This is a genomic window from Saccharomonospora sp. CUA-673, from assembly GCF_001942305.1.
Lineage (GTDB): Bacteria > Actinomycetota > Actinomycetes > Mycobacteriales > Pseudonocardiaceae > Prauserella.
In genome coordinates this window covers 78,905-99,336 of the sequence record NZ_MKKE01000004.1, presented here as the reverse complement: position 1 = coordinate 99,336, position 20,432 = coordinate 78,905, and the positions used below count along the sequence as shown (strand labels likewise).

Genomic DNA, 20,432 nt, shown 5'->3' with positions numbered 1-20,432 from the left:
CCCGGCCCGGTGCGATGCTCGAGGGCCTCGGTTCGCAGTTGTTGTTCTACGGCAAGGTGCTGGCGTCGGTGCCGCGCACGCTTCGCCGCTACAGCAGGGAGACCCTGCGGCTGCTGACCGAGGTCTGCTTCGGCACGGGCGGGCTGGCGGTCATCGGCGGCACGCTCGGTGTGATGATCGGGATGACGCTGTTCACCGGTCTCATCGTGGGCATGCAGGGCTATGCCGCGCTCGATCAGCTCGGCACGGCCGCGTTGACCGGCTTCATCTCCGCCTACTTCAACACGCGGGAGGTGGCGCCGCTGGCCGCCGGTCTCGCGCTGTCGTCCACCGTGGGGTGCGGATTCACGGCCCAGCTCGGCGCGATGCGGATCTCCGAGGAGATCGACGCGATGGAGGTCATGGCCGTCCCGAGCCTGCCGTACCTCGTGACCACGCGGGTGATCGCGGGCGTGGTGGCGGTGATCCCGCTCTACGCCGTCGGGCTGCTCTCGTCCTACCTGGCCGCGCGGCAGGTGACGATCTGGATGTACGGCCAGTCGGCCGGCACCTACGACCACTACTTCCACCTGTTCCTACCACCGGAGGACGTGCTGTGGTCGTTCGGCAAGGTGATCATCTTCGCCGCGGTCGTGATCATGTCGCACTGCTTCTACGGCTACTTCGCGCGCGGTGGGCCCGCGGGTGTGGGCGTGGCCGTCGGTAGGGCCGTGCGGACGTCGATCGTGCTGGTCGCGGTCCTCGACTTCTTCCTCAGTCTGGCGATCTGGGGTTCGAGCACGACGGTGAGGTTGTCGGGATGAGCAACGTGCGTGCGGAGTTGTTGCGCAGACTCGGGTTGCAGGCGCTCGGGGTCGTGTTCCTCGTCGCGGCGGTCGCGTTCGTCGCCACGACCGTCGCGATCTACAACAAGGCCTTCTCCCGTGACGCATCGGTGCGGCTGGAAACCGACACGGCCGGCAACCAGATGCGCGAGGGCGCCGACGTCAAGGTGCGCGGCGTGCTGGTCGGCGAGGTGCGCTCGATCAGCACCGACTCCGAGAAGGCCGTGCTCGACCTGGCGATCGACCCCGAGCGGATCGACGCCATTCCCTCGACCGTGTCGGCCCGGCTCCTGCCGAAGACCCTGTTCGGCGAGCGCTACGTCGCGCTGCAGCTGCCCGAGCCCAGCGACGGCGTGGAGCCGCTCGCGGCGGGCGACGTCATCCCGCAGGACCGCAGCGAGTCCGCGGTCGAGCTCGAACGGGTGCTGTCCAATGTGCTCCCGCTCGTGCAGGCCGTGGAACCGCAGAAGCTCTCGAGCACCCTCTCGGCGGTGTCGACGGCGCTCGAGGGACGCGGGGAGCAGCTCGGCGACACGCTCGTCGAACTGTCGGAGTACCTGCGCGACGTCCAACCGCAGCTGCCCGACCTGACCTATGCCATGGACGCCGTGGCCGACGTGGCCCACACCTACGACGAGGCCGCACCCGACTTCCTGGCTGCGATGCGGGACCTGACCACGACCACCCGCACGATCGTCGAGAAGCGGGAGAGTCTCGCCGGGGTGTACGAGAGCGTGACCGGCACGTCCGGCGACCTGGAGCGGTTCCTCGCGGCCAACGAGCGCAACATCATCGGCCTCACCACGAGTGCACAGTCCACTCTGGACATTCTGGCCAAGTACGCCCCGCAGTACCCCTGCATGTTTCGGCAGTTCGCCGATTCCGTGCCGCACGCCAAGGCCGCGTTCGGCTACGGCGAGGAGGAGATGAACAACGTCGTGATCCGGCTCCTGGGCGACAACCGGGGCCGCTACGAACCCGGTGTCGACGAGCCCCGGTTCGACGACAAGCGCGGTCCGCGCTGCTATCCGCAGATGGAGCCGCCGGACCGGTTCCCGCAGTACCCGCCGGAGGGTCCGCTGCGGGACGGATCGACGCATCCGGCACCGTCGCGGAACTCGGGTCCGCTGCCCGGCCCGGTGCTCGGCTACGACATGCCGTTCCCCGCCGACGGCGACCACCAGGGCGCGCTGTACGGCTCCGCGCAGGGTGACCAGGCGCAGGCAGAGCGACCGCAGGGTGGCGGTGCGGCCGGGCAGGGCCGGGTGTCCTCGCCGGTCAACTCGCCGGAGGAGCTGCGGCTGATCGGCGTGCTGCAGTCGCCCGAGACGGGCATCGCCCCCGACGAGCTGCCCGGTTGGGGCGGGGTGCTCCTCGGACCGCTGTACCGCGGCACGACGGTGGAGCTGCAATGAGGAGCTTCGTTCCCGCGCTGATCAAGATCGGGGTGTTCGCGGCGGTCACCGTGCTGCTGACGGGCATCCTCGCCGCGACGATCGCCAATACGAACTTCGGGCCCTCCGCGCAATACACGGCCCACATCGTCGACGCATCGGGCCTGCGCGAGGGCGACGACGTCCGCATGTCGGGCGTGAAGATCGGCCAGGTGCAGCGGATCGACGTGGGCGAGGGCGAGGCTGCAGAGTCCGGCGGCGACGCCCACGCCGAGATCCACTTCGACATCCACGGCGAGCGCGACCTGCCCGGCCTGGTGACCGCGACCGTCAAGTACCGCAACCTCATCGGCCAGCGTTATCTGTCCCTGGACGCCGCCGTGCCCGAGTCGGAGCCGCTCGAACCGGGCAGCACCATCCCCGTCGAGCGCACGCAGCCGGCGCTGAACCTGACCGTGCTGTTCAACGGATTCCAACCGCTGTTGCGGGCCCTCGAACCGGAGCAGGTCAACCAGCTGTCCTACGAGATCATCCGCGTGTTCCAGGGCGAGGGCGGCACCGTGCGCAGCCTGTTGTCGCACACCGCGTCGCTCACCTCGACGCTCGCCGAACGCGACGAGGTCATCGGGCAGACCGTCGACAACCTGAACCAGGTCCTGACCACGGTCAACAACCGCACGCCGCAGGTGCAGAACCTGCTGTCCACGACGCAGGAACTCGTGTCCGGACTGGCCGAGCAGCGCAAACCGATCGGCGAGGCCGTCGAGGGCCTCGGCGAACTCACCGAGGCGACCAGCGGACTGCTCGCCGACGCGCGCGAACCCTTGCGCGACGACGTCGCGGGACTGCGCGACCTCGCGGGCGGTCTGGCCGATTCGAGCGAGCTCATCGACGAGGTGCTCACGATGCTGCCCGGACACCTGAACAAGTTCACCCGCACCGTCAGCTACGGCAGCTGGTTCAACTACTTCCTGTGTGACCTCAGCGGTTCGGTCGGCATCTCGTCGCTGAACGTCGAACTGCCGATCCTGCCGCTGCCCGCGACCCAGATGCCAGAGAGGTGCCAGGTCGAATGAAGCCCCTCAAGGAGCGCAACCAGGCGGCCGTCGGACTGGTCACCGTCACGCTCGTGGTCCTGTCGATCACGACGGCCTACCGGTTCGACGACATCCCGATCCTGCACGACCGGACGACGTATTCGGCGCACTTCGCCGAATCGGCCGGGCTCGCCGAGGGCAACGAGGTGCAACTGGCGGGGGTGCAGGTCGGCACGGTCGACGAGGTCGTCCTGGACGGCACGCACGTGCGCGCGACGTTCTCCGTCGACGACATCGACCCCTCGCGCATCGGCGCCGAGACGACGGCCTCGATCGAGATCAAGACGCTGCTCGGGGAGAAGTACCTGGCGCTGCGGCCGCAGGGGCAGGAGCCGCAGGATCCCGGTGCGCCGATCCCGGTGGAGCGCACCGAGACGCCGTTCGAACTGCAGGACGCGTTCGACCAGCTGTCGACGACGGTGGAGGACATCGACACCGACCAGCTGGCCCGCAGTTTCGACGTGGTGGCCGAGACGTTCGCCGACACCCCGGAGCCGATGCAGGAGGCGTTGACCGGACTGTCGGCGCTGTCGGAGACGGTGTCCTCCCGCGACGAGGAACTGTCCCGGCTGCTGTCGAACACCCGGCAGATCACCGGAACACTCAACAGCCGCAACACCGAACTGCGCGCGGTGATCGAGGACGGCAACCTGCTGCTGTCCGAACTGCAGTCCCGGCGCGCGGCCATCAAGCAGCTGCTGCAGGGAACGCAGCAGGTCTCGCAGCAGCTCTCCGGCGTCGTGGCCGACAACCGGGAGCAGATCGGTCCGGCGCTGCGCGAGCTCGGCACGGTCACCGAGGTGCTGCAACGCAACCAGAACAACCTCGACCGCGGGCTCGAACTGCTGGCCCCGTTCACGCGTATGGGCACCAACGTCACCGGCAACGGACGCTGGTTCGAGGGCTACATCTGCGGGATGCTGCCGCCGACGATCAACACCGGCACCGGATACGAATACAACTCCGAAGGCTGCGTCGGCGACATCGCCGCACCCGACCAGGGCGTGGGAGGTCGCTGATGACCAACCTGCTGACCGGCGACACGCGCGCGGGCCGCAACCTCTACCGGTGGCTCGCGACGGGCTGCGTCGTCGCGTTGTTGCTCAGCGGCGGACTGTGGTGGGTCCTCAAGGAACGCACCGGTCTGCAGCTGACCGCGCACTTCGACCGGGCCGTCGGACTGTACGCCGGGTCGACGGTGCGGGTGCTGGGGATCGAGGTCGGTGAGATCACGCGGGTCGAGCCCCGCGGACAGCAGGTCGTCGTCGACATGACGATCGACGAGGGGGTGCAGGTCCCCGCGGACGCCGGCGCCGTCGTGGTGCCGCCGAGCCTCGTCAGCGACCGGTACGTGCAGCTCACGCCCGTCTACGACGGCGGACCGGAAATGCGGTCGGCGTCGACGATCCCGGCCGAGCGCACCGCGACGCCGATGGAGATCGACGACCTCTACGGCAGCCTCGACGAGCTGTCGACCGCGCTAGGCCCGGACGGGGCGAACCGGGACGGTGCCCTGTCCCGCGCGCTCGACACCACGGCCGCGAACCTCGAGGGAACGGGCGAGAACCTCAACACGACCGTCACGCGACTGTCCGAACTGGCCACCACGATGGACGACTCGTCCGACGACCTGTTCGGCACCGTGCGGAACCTGCAGCAGTTCACCAAGCTCCTGTCCGACAGCGACGCGCAGCTGAACGAGTTCTTCTCGCGCCTGAACGAGGTCAGCGGGTTCCTGTCCGAGGACTCCGACGACGTCGGCGCAGCGCTGTCGTCGCTCGGCACGGCGCTCGGTGACGTCAAGGAGTTCGTGGGCGAGAACCGGGAGGCCCTCGGCACCAACATCGAGCGGCTGGAGGGCGTGACCCAGGTGCTGGTGGACCAGCGCGCCGCGCTCGCCGAGGTCGCCGACGTCGCGCCGCTGGGACTGTCGAACTTCATCAACTCCTACGACGCGGCGTCCGGGTCGATCGCCATCCGCTACAACCTCAACGAGGTGACCAATCCGCTGCTGACGACGGCGTGCCAGCTGACCAACTCGCTCGCCGACAACCGGCTCCCCGAGTCGTTGCTGTCGCTGTGTGACGCGCTCCAGCCGGTCGTCGACGGGGTCGCGAAGATCCCCTCGGTGTCCCAGATACTCGCGTCGATCCAAAGCGGGGAGCTGCCCCCGCTGCCGCTGCCCTCGATCATCGCTCCCGGCGCCATCTCCGAATCCACGCCCGGCGCGGCCCCGAACGATCCCGCCGCGGCAGGCGGCGCGGGTGGACCGGACGCGGCCCCGGACGGGCAGCGGGGAGGTGGCTCATGACGCGCGCGGCGAGCACGACCGGCCCGCGGCGCAGCCGCACGCGCGGGGTGCGACTGACGCTCGTGTGCCTGTTGCTGCTGGTGGCAGGCTGCGGTGACGGCGGTTTCTCGGGGCTGTACAACGCACCGCTGCCGGGCGGGGCCGATCTGGGTCCGGATCCGTACCGGGTCACGGTCGAGTTCGACGACGTGCTCGACCTGGTGCCCCAGGCGACGGTGAAGGTCAACGACGTCGACGTCGGCCGGGTCGATCGCGTCCGCCTGTCCGAGGACGGCAAGCAGGCGCTGGTGGACCTGACGGTCAACGGCGACATCCGGTTGCCGGCCAACGCCTCGGCGCAACTGCGGCAGTCCAGCCTGATGGGGGAGAAGTTCGTCGAGCTCGCCCCACCCGGTGAGGGGGCGCGGGGGTCGCTGGACGACGGTGCGGTCATCCCGGTCGAGCGGACCAACCGCAACCCCGAGGTCGAGGAGGTCCTCGGAGCATTGTCGCTGCTGCTCAACGGCGGTGGCGTGGAACAGTTGCGCGACATCGTCGGCGAGCTCAACGACGCCCTCACCGGGAACGCACCGGAGATCAGGGCGCTGCTGTCGCGGGTCGACCATCTCGCGACCACATTGGACGATCAGCGCGAGGACATCGTGCGCGCGATCGACGGGGTGCACGCTCTGTCCGGCACGCTCGTCGACCAGCGTGACGACCTCGCCACGGCCCTGGAGGACCTGGAACCGGGTCTGGAGGTCGTGTCCGGGCAGCGGGAACAGCTCGTGGGCATGCTCGAATCGCTGGGCGAGTTGTCGGGCACCGGCACGCGCGTGGTCAACGCCAGCAGGGACAGCCTCGTCGCGAACCTGCGTTCGCTGACCCCCACACTGGAGAAACTCGCCGAGGCCGGCTCCGACCTGCCCGAGGCGATGCAGTTGCTGCCGAGCTATCCGATCCCGGTGTTCGGCAACTCCATCGTGCACGGCGACTACGCGAACGTGAGTGTGCGGCTCGAACTGGAGCTCGACACGATCCTGGAGAACATCCTCAACGCGCGCCGCCCACCGGTGCAGCTGCCCCATGACGGCGGAACGGGCGCCGAGGGTGCGATCCCGTTCAACGACGGCACCGCCCCGCCGCCGCTGCCACTGCCGGACCCCGGCGCGCCGCTGTCGCGGCCGGCCGGGTCGGTGCCGCAGGGCCCGGGTGACGGGTCGGCGGGCGGCGGGCTGAACGACCTGCTCGGCGGCCTGGTGGGAGGTGGCGGCTGATGCGGCTGCAACGCAAGAACCGGATCCAGCTGGTGGTGTTCGGGCTGATCTCGCTGCTGGCCGTGGGCTATGCCGGCGGCACGTACGCCGGTCTGGACCGGCTGCTGCTCGGCCAGCGGGGCTACCTCGTGCACGTCAGCCTCGACGAGTCGGGTGGGATCTTCGAGAACGCGGAGGTCTCCTACCGCGGTGTGACCGTCGGCCGGGTCGCCGAACTGCACCTGGCCGACACCGGAGTGACGGTCGACCTCGACATCGAGGACGGGGCGCCACCGATCCCGGCAGACACCGACGCCGTCGTGGCGAACCGCTCGGCCGTCGGCGAGCAGTACGTCGACCTGCGGCCGACCTCCGACGAGGGCCCGTACCTGCAGGCCGGATCGCGGATCGACAGCAGCCGCACCGACACCCCCGTGTCCCCGGACCGGCTGCTGGCCAATCTGGATCGCCTGGTGTCCAGTGTGGATCCCCGGTCGTTGACGACCGTGGTCGACGAACTGGACACCGCGTTCTCCGGCGCCGGACCGGAACTGGGCCGGTTGCTGGACGCGGCCGGGTCACTGACGACCGAGGCCCGGCAGCACCTGCCGAACACCGCGGAGCTGTTGGCCGACAGTCGCACCGTCCTCGACACCCAACGTCGCAACTCCGAGCAGATCACGTCGATCGCGAGCGGGTTCCGGGACATCGCGGGGCAGCTGAAGGACTCCGACGGCGATCTGCGGACCGTCGTCGACGAGGCGCCCGAGGCGAGCCGTGAGATCTCGACGCTGCTGGCCGATTCGGGCACGAGCCTGAGCGTGCTCATCGCCAACCTGCTGACCACGTCACAGGTGCTCGAACCGCGCGACGACGCGCTCGAGCACATGATGGTCGCGCTGCCCATGGTGTCGGGTTTCTCGCGGTCGGTGGTGTCCAACGGCGAGGGGCACCTGGGATTCGTGCCGACGTTCTTCGACCCGCACAGCTGCACCAAGGGGTACGAGGGCACCGATCGCCGGTCCGCCGCCGAGACGCAGGACGTCGAGCCCAACACCGATGCCTACTGCGCCGAGCCGCCGGGCAGTCGCAGTAGCGTGCGCGGTGCGCAGAACGCGCCGGTCGCGGGGGAGCCGGCACCGATCCCCGGTGCGGGCGACGAGAACGCCGGCGGTGGTTCGGAGCGGCCGGAGGGCGACGCCGAGGGCGAGCGGCGCCGCCTGCCGGGGCTGTTGGATCTCACCGGCGAGGACCGGGGCGGTTCCGGCGGCTTCGGTGACCTGCTGGGGGTGGGCCGATGAGCGCGCCGCTGCGCACCAGGGTCAGGTCCTGGAGGCGCGCACCGCTGCGGGCAGCACTGCGGGCCGTGCGTGCCTGGCGCGGGGATCGCACGGTGGCCGCGTTGGCCGTGGTCGCGGTGCTGACCCTCGTGTGCCTCGCGGGCCTCGGCGTTCGCTGGTGGGCGATGTCCGGTAGCGCGGAGGCGCAGGTCGCGGCGGCACGGGACACCGCCCTCGAGCACGGAACGCAGGCACTCGAGGTGCTCAACGCGATCGACCACCGCACCGCCGGATCCGATGTGGACCGCTGGCTCCAGGTGACCGACGGCTCGTTGCACCAGCAGCTGAAAGGAGACCGCGACGAGCACGTCGCCCGCGCGAGGACCAGGAGATGGTGGCCACGGCGACGACGTCCCGCGCGGCGCTGTCCGATCTGGACGAGGCCCGCGGCACCGCACGCCTGCTCGCCGTGGTGAAAGTGCAGGTGCACGGCGGTCCGGACGGCGGCGGCGAGGGCGGGCAGCCGGAGTCGCGGCGCAGCGGCGTGCTGGCCGACCTGACGCGGGACGGCGACACGTGGAAGGTGTCCGCGGTGCAGGAGGCCGGGTCATGAGCGACGACGAGCGACCCGCACCGGCCGGCGCGCGCCGGGACGCCCGCCGGGCGACGGTGCTGAGCGTGCTGACCGCGGTGTGCGTGCTGTTCGGCGCGGCCGCGGTGTGGGTGGGCGTGCACGGCGCGACGTCGGCGTCCGACGACCTCGCCTACGTCGACCGCAGGGCCACGGAGCGGGTGTCGAACGAGATCCGCGCCGGGGTGTCGGCCGTGCTGTCGTACGACCCGGCCGACCTCGACCGCACCGGCCGGGCCGCCGATCGGGTGCTGGCCGATGCGGCGTTGTCGGAGCACCGCACGACGTTCGCCGAGGTGGAACGGCACGCCCGCGAGCAGCCCGCCGTGCGCTCGACGACGGTGCGCTCGGTGGGCCTGCGGACGCTGACGGAGGACCGCGTCGAGGCGCTGGTGCTCGCCGATCAACGCGTGCTGGGCGCGGACATGCGACCGCGGGAGTCCTCGGCACTGTGGATCTCCGTCGTGGCCGTGCGTTCCGACGGCACGTGGCGGATCACCGAGATGACACCCGAATGAGTTGAAACATGTTCTAGTTTTGGGCATGATGGGCCGAGTACGGAGACCGTGCGCGACACGGCAGTGGTGGAGCGAGGAACGGGGCGGGCGATGACGGGGAACCGCGATCGCGGAGCCGGTATTTCCGGAACCGGTTCCTGGGATGCCGAGGCCGACGTGGTGGTGGTCGGATTCGGCGGTGCGGGCGCCTGCGCGGCCATCGAGGCCTCCGACCGCGGCGCCGACGTGCTCGTGCTCGACCGGTTCGGCGGCGGCGGTGCCACGGCCATCAGTGGCGGCGTCGTCTACGCCGGCGGCGGCACGGAACACCAGCACGCCGCGGGACACACCGACAGCGTCGAGGCGATGCTCGAGTACCTGCGGCTCGAGACGGCGGGCGTCGTCTCCGACGAGACGTTGACCCGGTTCTGCAAGGAGAGCGTCGACAACCTGCGGTGGCTCGAACGGCACGGGGTGCCGTTCGAGGGCAGCATGGCGCCGCGGAAGACCTCGTACCCGACCAACGAGTACTACCTGTACTACTCGGGCAACGAACTGGCTCCGCCGTTCTCCGACACCGCCGCGCCCGCACCGCGCGGCCACCGCGCGAAGGGCAAGGGTGTGTCCGGCAAACCGCTGTTCGCCGGACTGCGATCTGCGGTGCGCAGGCGGCCGATCGGCGTGCGCACCCAAACCAGGGTGACCCGGCTGATCACCGACGACGACCGGGTGATCGGGGTCGAGGCGGAGGAGATCCGCGGCGGCCCCGCGCGCTGGGCGCACCGCGTGCTGTCGGCGGCCAACCTCAAGCTCAACATCTACTACCGGCCGCTGGGCCGCATGCTGGACCGGCCGATCCGCGCCATCGAACGCCGATCCGTGGTGCGGCGCCGTTTCCGGGCCCGCCGCGGGGTCGTGCTCGCTGCGGGCGGATTCGTGTTCAACCGCCGACTGCTGGCCGAGCGCGCGCCCGCGTACCGGCGCGGCTCCTCGCTCGGCACGATCGGCGACGACGGCAGCGGGATCGCGTTGGGCGCCGAGGTGGGCGGAGCCACCGACCGGATGGACCGCGTGTCGGCATGGCGGTTCTACAACCCGCCGCTCGCCCTGGTCGACGGGGTGCTCGTGAACAACCGGGGCGAACGGATCTGCAACGAGACCTACTACGCGCCCGCATCGGCGACCACGTCGCCCGGCAACCCGACTCCGAGGCCTACCTCGTCATCGACGAACGGGTCCGGGCCGAGGCGAAGAAGCAGGCGCCGCGTCAGACGTTGTGGTTCCAGCGGCTGCAGGCCGAGTACGTGCTGCGGATGGGCCACGAGAAGGCCCACGACCTGGCGACGCTGGCGCAGCGCCGGGGGATCGATCCGTACGGACTCGTCGACACCGTCGAGCGGTACAACGCCGACGCCCGCTCCGGGACGGGGGACCGGATGGGCAAGGACCCCGCGCACGTGCGGCCGCTGGAGACGGGTCCGTTCTACGCGATCGACTGCTCGCTGCGCACCCAACCGGGATTCCCCGCACCGATGATCACCCTCGGTGGGTTGACGGTCGACGAGTCGACCGGCGCGGTCACCCGCGACGACGGCACCGCGGTGCCCGGGCTCTACGCCGCGGGCCGCACCGCCGTCGGCGTGTGCTCGGAGTCCTACGTCAGCGGACTGTCCATTGCGGACTGCGTGTTCTCGGGCCGGCGCGCGGCCGTCGCCGTGACGGCCCGGCAGGCGGCAGAACCGAAGCAGGAGAAGGAGGAGACGTGAGGATCGTCGTCGACTGGGATCTGTGCGAGGCCAACGGCATCTGCGAGGCCGTCGCGCCCGACGTCTTCGAGCTGGACGAGGACGAGAACCTGCTGATCAAGGCCGAACCGGACGCGGAGAACCTCGCCGGCATCCGGCAGGCCGTCGCCTCGTGCCCCAAGACGGCCCTGTCCCTGGACGAGTCGGGGCAGGCGTGACCGGGGCCGGTGTGAACGAGACCGCTGTGAACGGGGTCGAGGAGTTCGACGTCGTCGTGGTCGGCAGCGGCGCCGCGGGCATGACCGCCGCCCTGCGCGCCGCCCACAGTGGACTGTCGGTGGTGGTGCTGGAGAAGGCGCCGACCTTCGGCGGATCGACCGCCCGGTCCGGGGGCGGCGTGTGGGTGCCCGGCAACGACGCCCTGCGACGGGCGGGCGTGGCGGACACGCCCGAGGAGGCGCGCAAGTACCTGCACGCCATCGTCGGCGACGCCGCGGAACCGGACCGCATCGACACCTACCTGGACCGTGGACCCGAGGTGCTCGGCTTCGTCGAACGCACCACCCCGCTGCGCCTGCGGTGGGTGCGCGGCTACTCCGACTACTACCCCGAGGCGCCCGGCGGCAAGGTGGGCGGGCGATCGGCCGAACCGAAACCCGTCGACGCGCGACTGCTCGGCGACCTGCGGGACACCCTCGAACCGCCGTACAGCGCGCCGCCGCTCGGCGTTCCCCTCGGCCAGGCCGACTTCCGCTGGCTGAGTCTGATCGCCCGCCACCCGCGCGGGGTGGTGACGCTCGTCAGCCTCGGCCTGCGCTGGCTCGCCGGTCTGGCCCGCGGGCGCCGACAGCTCACGATGGGCCAGGCCATCGCCGCCGCGCTGCGCGTCGGCCTGCTGCGGGCCGGCGTCGAGGTGCGGCTCGCCACGCCCCTCGTGCGGCTCGACGGCGGTGACGGTGGGCGGGTGTCGGGCGTCGTCGTCGACTCCGACGGCACCGAGACCGTGATCCGGGCGCGCCGCGGCGTCGTCCTCGCCGCGGGCGGATTCGAGCAGAACGCCGAACTGCGGCGCAAATACCAACGTGAACCCATCGGCACCGACTGGACCGTCGGCGCCAAGGCCAACACCGGCGACGCCATCACCGCCGCCATGGACGTCGGCGCCGCCGTCGACCTCATGGACGACGCCTGGTGGGGGCCGTCGATCCCGCTGCCCGGCGGGCCCTGGTTCGCCCTCGCCGAACGATCCCGGCCCGGCTGCGTCATGGTCAACGACCGCGGACAGCGGTTCGCCAACGAATCCGCCCCCTACGTCGACGCCGTCCACGCCATGTACGGCGGCCGGCACGGACGCGGCGACGGCCCCGGCGAGAACATCCCCACGTGGCTCGTGTTCGACCAGCGCTACCGCAACCGCTACATGTTCACCGGACTCGGACCACGCCAAGCCCTCCCCGGGCGCTGGTACAAACACGGCGTCGTCGTCAAGGCCGACACCCTCGCCGAACTCGCCGACCACATGGGCGTGCCCGCCGACGCCCTCGACGCCACCGTCGAACGTTTCAACGGATTCGCCCGCGCCGGCGAGGACCGCGACTTCGGCCGCGGCACCAGCCGCTACGACCACTACTACGGCGACCCCCGCAACAAACCGAACCCCAGCCTCGGCGAGGTCAACCAGGCCCCCTACTACGCCGTGAAAATGGTCCCCGGTGACCTCGGCACCAAGGGCGGCGTGCGGACCGACTCCCGCGCCCGGGTGCTGCGCGAGGACGGCTCCGTCATTCCCGGGCTCTACGCCGCCGGCAACACCAGCGCCGCCGTCATGGGCCACACCTACGCCGGCCCCGGCGCCACCATCGGCCCCGCCATGGTCTTCGGCTACCTCGCCGTCGAAGACGCCGCAGGAGGTTAGGTTCGGGGCCCGTCGGGGCCCTTGGGGCCGTGGGGCCCGTGCGGTGCGGGTTGGGTGCCGTGTCAGCACCCCACGTCGCCGTGTCAGCATTCTGCGTCACCGTGTCCGCAGTTCACGTCGCTGTGTTGGCATTTCGGGCGCGGGATCTGTGCTTGGGGTGAGCGGTGCCTCGCCGGCGGGCAGGTCTCTGGGATGTTCGGGCGGCGTTGCCGCTGCTCCGTGTCATCCCGTCGACCTCTCGTTTCGTTTATCACGCTCCAGGCAGGGTGCAAGGTTTTCGGTGCTGCGTGGCGGTTTTGTTGGTGGTTGCGCCCTGCCTGGAGCGTGATGGTTGCTGTTTTAGGTCGACGGGATGACACTCCGGGGCCGGGGTTTGTTTGGGTTGTTTGGGTGGTTGGGTTTCGGGACGTGGCGGGAGTCTTTGCTTCGCTCGACCTCGGGTTGGTTTCAGGTTGACTGTTGGTTGTTGGTCGAACTGGTGTTTGGTATTATGGAGCTGTGACCAGCGGTGATTCCCTTGCTCGGGCTGTGCAGTCGCTTCGTTGGCGGCGGGCACGGATTGATGCTGAGGAGATGAGGGCGTTGGCCTCGCTGCGCCATCGGATGAGGGGGAGTTGTCGTGGTTTGCCGAGTCGCTTGTGCCGGAGTATCGGGCTTCTCGGGAGTTCGTTCTCGGGCGCGTGCATACCGCGGTGTCACTTGTTTCGCGGATGCCTCGACTGCTGTCTCTGATGGACGACGGGAAGGTCGAGTACTACGCCGCCTCTCGTGTTGTTGACGTGACCGGCGTGTTGACCGACTCGCATGCCCGCGAGGTGGACTCGTTGTTGGCCGACAAACTTTCCTCCGCCGCCGAGACCATGTGGTTGCCGCACAACCTGGTGCGGGCGGTGCGTCGACTGGTCGACAAGGTCGATCCCGCCGGTCGGGTTGAGCGCGCCCGGAAGGCCGACCAGGGACGCAAGGTCACCTTGGAGCACGGCGAGAACTGCCAGTCCCGCATCGTGACCACGATGCGATCCGAGGTCGCCGCCGCTTGCTACGCCCGCGTCGACTCGCTCGCCCGGCAACGCAAACGCGACGGCCACACACGCACCTACGACCAACTCCGCGCCGACATCGTCGCCGACCTGCTTCTCGGCAACGACCCCGGCGCGAAGACTCCCCAGGCTTCCGCGGTCGTCTACGTCCACATGCCCGTCGACACCGCGCTGTCCATCTCCGAAACAGGGGCCGAACTCTCCGGCTACGGACCCATCCCCGGCGCCATCGGCCGCGAGATCGCCGCCAACCCCACATCCACCTGGCGCAAGGTCCTCTGCGACCCCGCCACCGCGCCCCACTCGACCTCGGCCGCAGCCGCTACCGGCCCACCGCCACCCTCCGCGAAGCCGTCCAGGTCCGCGACCGCGAATGCGTCATCCCGTGGTGCCACCGGCCCGCCCGGCACTGCGACACCGACCACCAACAGGAATGGTCGAAAGACCACGGCCCGACCGCGTTGCACAACCTCGCGCCCGCTGCCGACGCCACCACCGGATGAAAAACGCCACCGGCTGGACCACCGAACACAGCCCCCGCCACGGCATCACCACCGTGACCACACCGTTCGACATCACCTACACCGGACACGCCGAACCGATCCTCCCGCCCACACCCGCCACCACAACCGGTCCGCACCCCGCACCCGACCCGGACCCGCCACCCTTCTGACCCGGCCGGCGACACGCAGGCCGACACACCCGGCGAACCCGGTCGGGGGAGGCGCACGCCCCGCGTACCCAGGCGCTCACCCGGCGCCGTGCACTGCTCGTCAACGCGCCGCCGGGCGCTGCGCGAACCGCGCCCGGGCGTGGGTAACCTTCCCGCGTGTCTGTCAACAAGCACGAGCAGGGACCCGCCAAGGCACGTCCCGCGCCGCCACGCCCGGCGCACACCGAACCGGTCCCCGTGACGACGCTCGTGGCCCGCTCCGCGCCCGGCTCATCGCCGGCCCCGCCAACTCGGCGCCACCCGAAACCGCCGTCACCGGCGCCACCCTGCGCGGCCAGGACGTGCGCCCCGGCGACCTGTTCGCCGCCCTGCCCGCGCCCGCGTACACGGCGCCGACTTCGCCGCCGACGCCATCGCCGCCGGCGCCGCCGCCGTCCTCACCGACGAAGCCGGCGCCGAACGCCCCGCCCTCCGCGACACCGACCTGCCCGTGCTCGTCCACCCCGAACCGCGTGCCGTCCTCGGCGAAATCGCGGCCTGGATCTACGGCGAACCCTCCCTGCAGCTCAGCGTCCTCGGCGTCACCGGCACCTCCGGCAAAACCACCACCTCGTACCTCGTCGAATCCGGCCTCCGCGCCGCCGGCCACCACACCGGCCTCATCGGCACCGTCGAAACCCGGATCGGCGACGAACGCCTCGCCAGCGCCTTCACCACCCCCGAGGCCCCCGACCTCCAAGCACTCCTCGCCCTCATGGCCGAACAAGGCGTCACCCACGTCCCCATGGAAGTGTCCAGCCACGCCCTCAGCCTCGGCCGCGTCAACGGCACCCGCTTCGCCGTCGGCGCCTTCACCAACCTCTCCCAGGACCACCTCGACTTCCACCGCGACATGCAGGAGTACTTCGACGCCAAAGCACTCCTGTTCGACGGACGCTCCACCAGCGAAGTCGTCGTCACCGACAGCGCATGGGGCCAACAGCTCGTCACCCCCCACACCGTCACCGTCGCCACCCAACCCGACGTCGACGCCACCTGGCGCGCCGGCGACATCGAATCCACGCCCACCGGCGAACAGGTCTTCACGCTCCACCACCCCGACGGCCGCACCGCCCGCGCCCGCATCCCGCTGCCGGGCGAGTTCAACGTCGCCAACGCCGTCCTCGCCGCCGCCATCCTCGACACCGTCGACATCGACCTCGACACCATCGTCACCGGCCTCGCATCCGTCGAGTCCCCGGTCGCATGGAACGCGTCGCCGTCGGCCAGGCCTACACCGCCGTCGTCGACTACGCCCACAAACCCGCCGCCGTCACCGAAGCCCTCCGCGCCCTGCGCGCCCGCACCGAAGGGCGCATCATCACCGTGCTCGGCTGTGGCGCGACCGCGACACCGCCAAACGCCCCATCATGGGCGAAGCCGCCGTCCGCGGCAGCGAACTCGTCATCGCCACCGACGACAACCCCCGCAGCGAGGACCCGGCCGCCATTCGCGCCGCCATGCTCCAGCGCCCGCGCCGTCAGCCCCGCCGAAGCCGGCGAGATCCGCGAGATCGGCGACCGCCGCGCCGCCATCGCCGCCGCCGTGGCCGAGGCCCGCCCCGGCGACGTCGTCCTCATCGCCGGCAAAGGACACGAACGCGGCCAGGACATCGGCGGCGTCGTCCACCCCTTCTCCGACCGCGACGAACTCGAAGCCGCGATCCGCCACACACTCGAGGTGAACCAGTGATCGAGATGACCCTCGCCGAGATCGCCGAGGTCACCGGCGGCCGGCTGCACCACGCCGACGGCAGCGAACGCGTCACCGCAGGCGTCGAGTTCGACTCCCGCCAACTCGCCACCGGCGGCCTTTTCGTCGCCCTGCCCGGCGAACGCGTCGACGGCCACGACTTCGCCGCCAAGGCCGTCGCCGACGGCGCCGCAGGCGTCCTCGCCGGCCGCGACGTCGACGCCCCCGCCGTCATCGCCCCGCCCGTCGACACCGGCGAGACCAACGCCATGGTGTTCGCCGGCGACACCGACGCTCCGGCGCCGCCGTCCTCGCCGCCCTCGCCCGCCTCGCCCGCCACGTCGTCGACCGCCTCACCGCCGACGGCCTCTTCGTCGTCGGCGTCACCGGCTCCTCCGGCAAGACCTCCACCAAGGACCTCATCGCCCAACTACTCGAGCCCCTCGGCCCGACCGTCGCGCCCCCCGGCTCGTTCAACAACGAACTCGGCCACCCCTGGACCGCGCTGCGCGCCGACACCACCACCCGGCACCTCGTGCTCGAACTGTCCGCCCGCGGCCCCGGCCACATCGCCGAACTCGCCCGCATCGCCCCGCCCACCATCGGCGCCGTCCTCACGTCGGCAGCGCCCACGTCGGCGAATTCGCTCCCGCGAAGGCATCGCGAAGACCAAGGGCGAACTCGTCGAAGCGCTCCCGTCCGACGGCGTCGCCGTCCTCACGCCGACGACCCGCTCGTCGCCGCCATGGCCTCCCGCACCTCCGCCCGCGTCGTGTTCGTCGGCGAAAGCCCCGACGCCACCGTGCGCGCCGAGGACGTCCGCCTCGACGACGAGGCCCGCGCCTCGTTCCGCCTCGTCGCCCCCCAAGGCACCGCCGACGTCACCCTCGCCCTGCACGGCGAACACCACGTCGGCAACGCCCTCACCGCGGCCGCCATCGCCCTCGAGGCCGGCACCCCCGTCGACCAGGTCGCCGCACGGCTGTCCACCGCCGAACGCCGCTCCGCCCGCCGCATGGAGGTCAGCACCCGCGCCACCGACGGCGTCACCGTGCTCAACGACTCCTACAACGCCAACCCCGAATCCATGAAGGCCGCGCTCAAGACACTCGCCTCCATGGCCCGCCCCGGCGGCCGCCGCTCCTGGGCGGTCCTGTCGGAGATGGGGGAACTGGGTACCGATAGCGTGTCCGCGCACGACGAGATCGGCAGGCTCGCGGTACGCCTGAACATCAACAGGCTCGTGGTGGTCGGAGATGCGGCCGCCCCGATGCACACCGGAGCCAGCCACGAAGGTTCTTGGGGAGAGGAGTCGGTTCTGGTTCCCGACACCGACGCGGCCATCGCCCTGCTGCGCGATGAACTGCGTCCCGACGACGTCGTTCTGGTCAAGGCCTCCAAGGTCGCCGAACTGTGGCGCGTGGCCGACGCCCTCCTGCAGGGCACCGAGCTGGAGGGCGCCGAGTGATCAGCATCCTGATCGCAGCCTCGGTGGGGCTGCTGATCTCCATCCTGCTGACCCCCTACCTCATCCGGGTGTTCTCGAGGCAGGGCTTCGGGCAGGAGATCCGCGAGGAGGGCCCGCAGGGCCACCAGTCCAAACGCGGCACGCCGACCATGGGCGGCGTCGCGATCATCGTCGCGATGGTCGTCGCCTACTTCGTGGCGCACCTCGTCGACCTGATTCGCGACTCGACGAACTCAGGACCCACCGCATCCGGGCTGCTCGTGCTGTTCCTGGCCGTCGGACTGGGCATCGTCGGATTCCTCGACGACTTCATCAAGATCCGCAAACAGCGCAACCTGGGCCTGAACAAGACCGCCAAACTCGTCGGACAGCTCGTCGTCGCGGTCATCTTCGGCATCCTGGTGCTGCAGTTCGCCGACGAGCACGGACTCACCCCGGCCTCGCAGCACCTGTCGTACGTGCGCGACCTGTCGCTGATCTTCTTCCCGATCCCCGTGTTCATCCTGTTCTGCTACCTGCTGATCTCGGCATGGTCGAACGCGGTGAACTTCACCGACGGGCTCGACGGCCTCGCCGGCGGCGCCGGCGCGATGGTGCTCGTGACCTACGTCGTCATCGCCTTCTGGCAGGCCCGGCTCAGCTGCGTCGAAACGCCCCAGGCCGCCTGCTACGACGTGCGTGACCCGCTCGACCTGGCCGTCGTCGCCGCAGCCGCCGCAGGCGCGTGCGTCGGGTTCCTCTGGTGGAACGCGGCACCGGCGAAGATCTTCATGGGCGACACCGGCTCGCTCGCCCTCGGTGGTCTCATCGCCGGTCTGTCCATGACCACCAAGACCGAACTGCTCGCCATCGTCATCGGCGGTCTGTTCGTCGTCGAGATGGTCTCGGTCGTCCTGCAGATCGCTGTGTTCCGCACCACCGGCAAACGCCTGTTCCGCATGGCGCCGTTCCATCACCACTTCGAACTCGCCGGCTGGGCCGAAACCACCGTGATCATCCGGTTCTGGCTGCTCGCCGCCGTGTGCTGCATGTTCGGCCTCGGCCTGTTCTACAGTGAACAGCTCGGACTCGGCGGGGGCTGATCCGTGAAGCTGGCTGCAACCCGCGTGCTGGTCGCCGGCGCAGGGGTGACCGGCAGATCCGTGACGGAGGCGCTCACCGAACTGGGCGCCCACGTCACCGTCACCGACGGCAACGCCGACCGGCTCGCCGAACTCGACGGCCTCGGCGCCACGCTGGCCCCCGGCCTCGACACCCCGCCCGCGGGCACCGAACTCGTCGTCACCAGCCCCGGCTGGCGGCCCACCGCGCCGCTGCTCGTCGCCGCCGCCGAGGCCGGCATCGAGATCATCGGCGACGTCGAACTGGCCTGGCGGCTCGGCCAGGAACGGGAGCGCCCGCCCGCCTGGCTCGTCGTCACCGGCACCAACGGCAAGACCACGACCGTCGGCATGCTCGAATCGATGCTGCGCGCCGGCGCGCCGACGCCGTGGCCTGCGGCAACGTCGGCTTCGCCGTCCTCGACGCCGTCCGCGCCGGACACGACGTGCTGGCCGTCGAACTGTCGAGCTTCCAACTGCACTGGTCCAGCACGCTCGCCCCGCGCGCGTCCGTCGTGCTCAACGTCGCCGAGGACCACCTCGACTGGCACGGTGGCCTCGACGCCTACGCCGCGGCCAAGGGCACCGTGCACGCGCGCGCCGGCACCGTCGTGCACAACGCGGGCGAGGCCTGGTCGCAGCGCCTCGCCGACGAGTACGCCCCCGCCGGGCCCGCCGCGTCGGCTTCCGCCTCGACACGCCCCGCCCCGGCGAGCTGGGCATCGTCGAGGACCTGCTCGTCGACCGCGCCTACGTCGCCGACCCGGTGCAGGGCGCCGAGGAACTGGCCACGCTCGCCGACATCCGCCCCATCGGCCCGCACAACGTCGCCAACGCGCTCGCCGCCGCCGCGCTCGCCCGCGCCCACGGCGCCCCGTCGGCCGCGATCGCCGAGGGCCTGCGCACCTTCAGCCCCGGCGCCCACCGCGCCGTCGTCGTCGGCGACGTCGACGGGGTGCGCTACGTCAACGACTCCAAGGCCACCAACCCGCACGCCGCCGCAGGATCGCTGCTCGCGCAGGACGGCGTCGTGTGGGTCGCAGGCGGCCAACTGAAGGGCGCGTCCGTCGACGAACTCGTCGCGGGCGTGGCCCCGCGGTTACGCGGCGTGGTCCTGCTCGGGGCCGACGCCGACGTGATCGCCGCCGCTGTTGCGCGACACGCGCCCGATATTCCCCTCACACGCGTCGATCCGGGAGAGCATGATCCCATGACATCGGCGGTGAACGCAGCTCACGCGCTCGCGAAGGCGGGCGACTCGGTGGTGCTGGCCCCTGCAGCGGCGTCGCTGGACATGTTCCGCGACTACGCCGCGAGGGGCGATGCGTTCACGGCAGCCGTGGACGCGTTGAGACGGGAACGACTCGGTGACGGCGGTTGACGACACCAGGTCCGGTTCCGGCGGCCCTGCGCGGCGGGGCGGCGACGGGAGTGGGGAAGGCCGGAAGACGCGAGCCGAACGGGGCCTGAAGGCCGTCCGCACCGCGTTGA

At 70.8% G+C, this 20,432-nt stretch carries 16 protein-coding genes and 4 pseudogenes; 19 read left to right on the top strand and 1 reads right to left on the bottom strand.

Annotated elements, in window-relative coordinates; translation table 11 throughout:
* The first annotated feature begins 14 nt into the window (after positions 1–14).
* The 14 genes and pseudogenes from BJF85_RS02755 (at position 15) to kstD (ending at position 12,929) form a co-directional block, all read left to right on the top strand.
* Positions 15–803: an ABC transporter permease gene (locus BJF85_RS02755; RefSeq protein ID WP_255375349.1), complete on the top strand. Its 789-nt coding sequence runs from the start codon at positions 15–17 to the stop codon at positions 801–803.
* Positions 800–2,239, top strand: a complete 1,440-nt coding sequence (locus BJF85_RS02750; protein WP_075845619.1) for an MCE family protein — start codon at positions 800–802, stop codon at positions 2,237–2,239. The genes BJF85_RS02755 and BJF85_RS02750 overlap by 4 nt, the downstream gene beginning before the upstream one ends.
* Entirely contained in the window at positions 2,236–3,294 is a 1,059-nt protein-coding gene (locus tag BJF85_RS02745) for an MCE family protein (protein WP_075845618.1), read from the top strand. Before BJF85_RS02750 ends, BJF85_RS02745 begins: the two co-directional genes overlap by 4 nt.
* On the top strand, positions 3,291–4,334 hold the full coding sequence (locus BJF85_RS02740) for an MCE family protein (RefSeq protein WP_075845617.1): 1,044 nt from the start codon (positions 3,291–3,293) through the stop codon (positions 4,332–4,334). Before BJF85_RS02745 ends, BJF85_RS02740 begins: the two co-directional genes overlap by 4 nt.
* Positions 4,334–5,626, top strand: coding sequence for an MCE family protein (locus BJF85_RS02735; protein WP_075845616.1), 1,293 nt, complete (start codon positions 4,334–4,336; stop codon positions 5,624–5,626). The genes BJF85_RS02740 and BJF85_RS02735 overlap by 1 nt, the downstream gene beginning before the upstream one ends.
* Entirely contained in the window at positions 5,623–6,882 is a 1,260-nt protein-coding gene (locus BJF85_RS02730) for an MCE family protein (protein ID WP_083665860.1), read from the top strand. The genes BJF85_RS02735 and BJF85_RS02730 overlap by 4 nt, the downstream gene beginning before the upstream one ends.
* Positions 6,882–8,162 carry an MlaD family protein gene (locus BJF85_RS02725; protein ID WP_083665859.1) on the top strand — a complete coding sequence of 427 codons (1,281 nt, stop codon included), beginning with the start codon at positions 6,882–6,884 and terminating at the stop codon, positions 8,160–8,162. The genes BJF85_RS02730 and BJF85_RS02725 overlap by 1 nt, the downstream gene beginning before the upstream one ends.
* The gene (locus tag BJF85_RS02720; RefSeq protein WP_139320431.1) at positions 8,159–8,617 is read left to right on the top strand and encodes a hypothetical protein; all 459 of its coding nucleotides are present in this window, start codon (positions 8,159–8,161) and stop codon (positions 8,615–8,617) included. Before BJF85_RS02725 ends, BJF85_RS02720 begins: the two co-directional genes overlap by 4 nt.
* Positions 8,611–8,754: a hypothetical protein gene (locus tag BJF85_RS27820; RefSeq protein ID WP_222844426.1), complete on the top strand. Its 144-nt coding sequence runs from the start codon at positions 8,611–8,613 to the stop codon at positions 8,752–8,754. The genes BJF85_RS02720 and BJF85_RS27820 overlap by 7 nt, the downstream gene beginning before the upstream one ends.
* Positions 8,751–9,290 carry a hypothetical protein gene (locus BJF85_RS02715; RefSeq protein WP_083665857.1) on the top strand — a complete coding sequence of 180 codons (540 nt, stop codon included), beginning with the start codon at positions 8,751–8,753 and terminating at the stop codon, positions 9,288–9,290. The genes BJF85_RS27820 and BJF85_RS02715 overlap by 4 nt, the downstream gene beginning before the upstream one ends.
* 90 nt (positions 9,291–9,380) lie before the next feature.
* Positions 9,381–10,382, top strand: a pseudogene (locus BJF85_RS31020) (FAD-dependent oxidoreductase); the annotation flags it as partial.
* A complete protein-coding gene (locus BJF85_RS31015) occupies positions 10,349–11,035 on the top strand; it encodes an FAD-binding protein (protein ID WP_369822054.1) in 687 nt (228 codons plus the stop codon). The pseudogene BJF85_RS31020 and the gene BJF85_RS31015, both read left to right, overlap by 34 nt.
* Positions 11,032–11,232 (top strand): ferredoxin, encoded by a 201-nt coding sequence (locus BJF85_RS02705; protein WP_075845615.1) that lies wholly within the window; start codon positions 11,032–11,034, stop codon positions 11,230–11,232. Before BJF85_RS31015 ends, BJF85_RS02705 begins: the two co-directional genes overlap by 4 nt.
* Before the next feature lie 26 nt (positions 11,233–11,258).
* The gene (gene kstD, locus BJF85_RS02700; protein ID WP_187346852.1) at positions 11,259–12,929 is read left to right on the top strand and encodes a 3-oxosteroid 1-dehydrogenase; all 1,671 of its coding nucleotides are present in this window, start codon (positions 11,259–11,261) and stop codon (positions 12,927–12,929) included.
* Between the two features lie 695 nt (positions 12,930–13,624).
* Here kstD and BJF85_RS29500 read toward each other — a convergent pair.
* On the bottom strand, positions 13,625–14,122 hold the full coding sequence (locus tag BJF85_RS29500) for a hypothetical protein (protein WP_139320429.1): 498 nt from the start codon (positions 14,120–14,122) through the stop codon (positions 13,625–13,627).
* Positions 14,123–14,468: 346 nt separating this feature from the next.
* On the opposite strand from BJF85_RS29500, the gene BJF85_RS29495 reads away from it, so the two are divergent.
* From BJF85_RS29495 to murD, 5 genes and pseudogenes are all read left to right on the top strand, one after another.
* Complete coding sequence (locus tag BJF85_RS29495) at positions 14,469–14,642, top strand: hypothetical protein (protein ID WP_158056748.1); 174 nt, start codon at positions 14,469–14,471, stop codon at positions 14,640–14,642.
* A 156-nt stretch (positions 14,643–14,798) separates the two neighbouring features.
* Positions 14,799–16,373 (top strand): annotated as a pseudogene (locus BJF85_RS02690) (UDP-N-acetylmuramoyl-L-alanyl-D-glutamate--2,6-diaminopimelate ligase).
* Positions 16,370–17,841: pseudogene (murF, locus tag BJF85_RS02685) on the top strand (UDP-N-acetylmuramoyl-tripeptide--D-alanyl-D-alanine ligase). The pseudogenes BJF85_RS02690 and murF overlap by 4 nt, the downstream one beginning before the upstream one ends.
* The gene (mraY, locus tag BJF85_RS02680) at positions 17,838–18,923 is read left to right on the top strand and encodes a phospho-N-acetylmuramoyl-pentapeptide-transferase (protein WP_075845614.1); all 1,086 of its coding nucleotides are present in this window, start codon (positions 17,838–17,840) and stop codon (positions 18,921–18,923) included. Before murF ends, mraY begins: the two are co-directional and overlap by 4 nt.
* Positions 18,924–18,926: 3 nt before the next feature.
* A pseudogene (gene murD, locus BJF85_RS02675) lies at positions 18,927–20,322 on the top strand (UDP-N-acetylmuramoyl-L-alanine--D-glutamate ligase).
* The last annotated feature ends 110 nt before the right edge of the window (positions 20,323–20,432 follow it).

What these genes read in the sequence shown, in the direction of transcription:
- BJF85_RS02755 (WP_255375349.1), top strand. Translation starts at nt 15, where the DNA reads ATGCTCGAGGGCCTCGGTTCGCAGTTGTTGTTCTACGGCAAGGTGCTG.
- BJF85_RS02750 (WP_075845619.1), top strand. Translation starts at nt 800, where the DNA reads ATGAGCAACGTGCGTGCGGAGTTGTTGCGCAGACTCGGGTTGCAGGCG.
- BJF85_RS02745 (WP_075845618.1), top strand. Translation starts at nt 2,236, where the DNA reads ATGAGGAGCTTCGTTCCCGCGCTGATCAAGATCGGGGTGTTCGCGGCG.
- BJF85_RS02740 (WP_075845617.1), top strand. Translation starts at nt 3,291, where the DNA reads ATGAAGCCCCTCAAGGAGCGCAACCAGGCGGCCGTCGGACTGGTCACC.
- BJF85_RS02735 (WP_075845616.1), top strand. Translation starts at nt 4,334, where the DNA reads ATGACCAACCTGCTGACCGGCGACACGCGCGCGGGCCGCAACCTCTAC.
- BJF85_RS02730 (WP_083665860.1), top strand. Translation starts at nt 5,623, where the DNA reads ATGACGCGCGCGGCGAGCACGACCGGCCCGCGGCGCAGCCGCACGCGC.
- BJF85_RS02725 (WP_083665859.1), top strand. Translation starts at nt 6,882, where the DNA reads ATGCGGCTGCAACGCAAGAACCGGATCCAGCTGGTGGTGTTCGGGCTG.
- BJF85_RS02720 (WP_139320431.1), top strand. Translation starts at nt 8,159, where the DNA reads ATGAGCGCGCCGCTGCGCACCAGGGTCAGGTCCTGGAGGCGCGCACCG.
- BJF85_RS02715 (WP_083665857.1), top strand. Translation starts at nt 8,751, where the DNA reads ATGAGCGACGACGAGCGACCCGCACCGGCCGGCGCGCGCCGGGACGCC.
- BJF85_RS31015 (WP_369822054.1), top strand. Translation starts at nt 10,349, where the DNA reads ATGGCGGTTCTACAACCCGCCGCTCGCCCTGGTCGACGGGGTGCTCGT.
- BJF85_RS29495 (WP_158056748.1), top strand. Translation starts at nt 14,469, where the DNA reads ATGAAAAACGCCACCGGCTGGACCACCGAACACAGCCCCCGCCACGGC.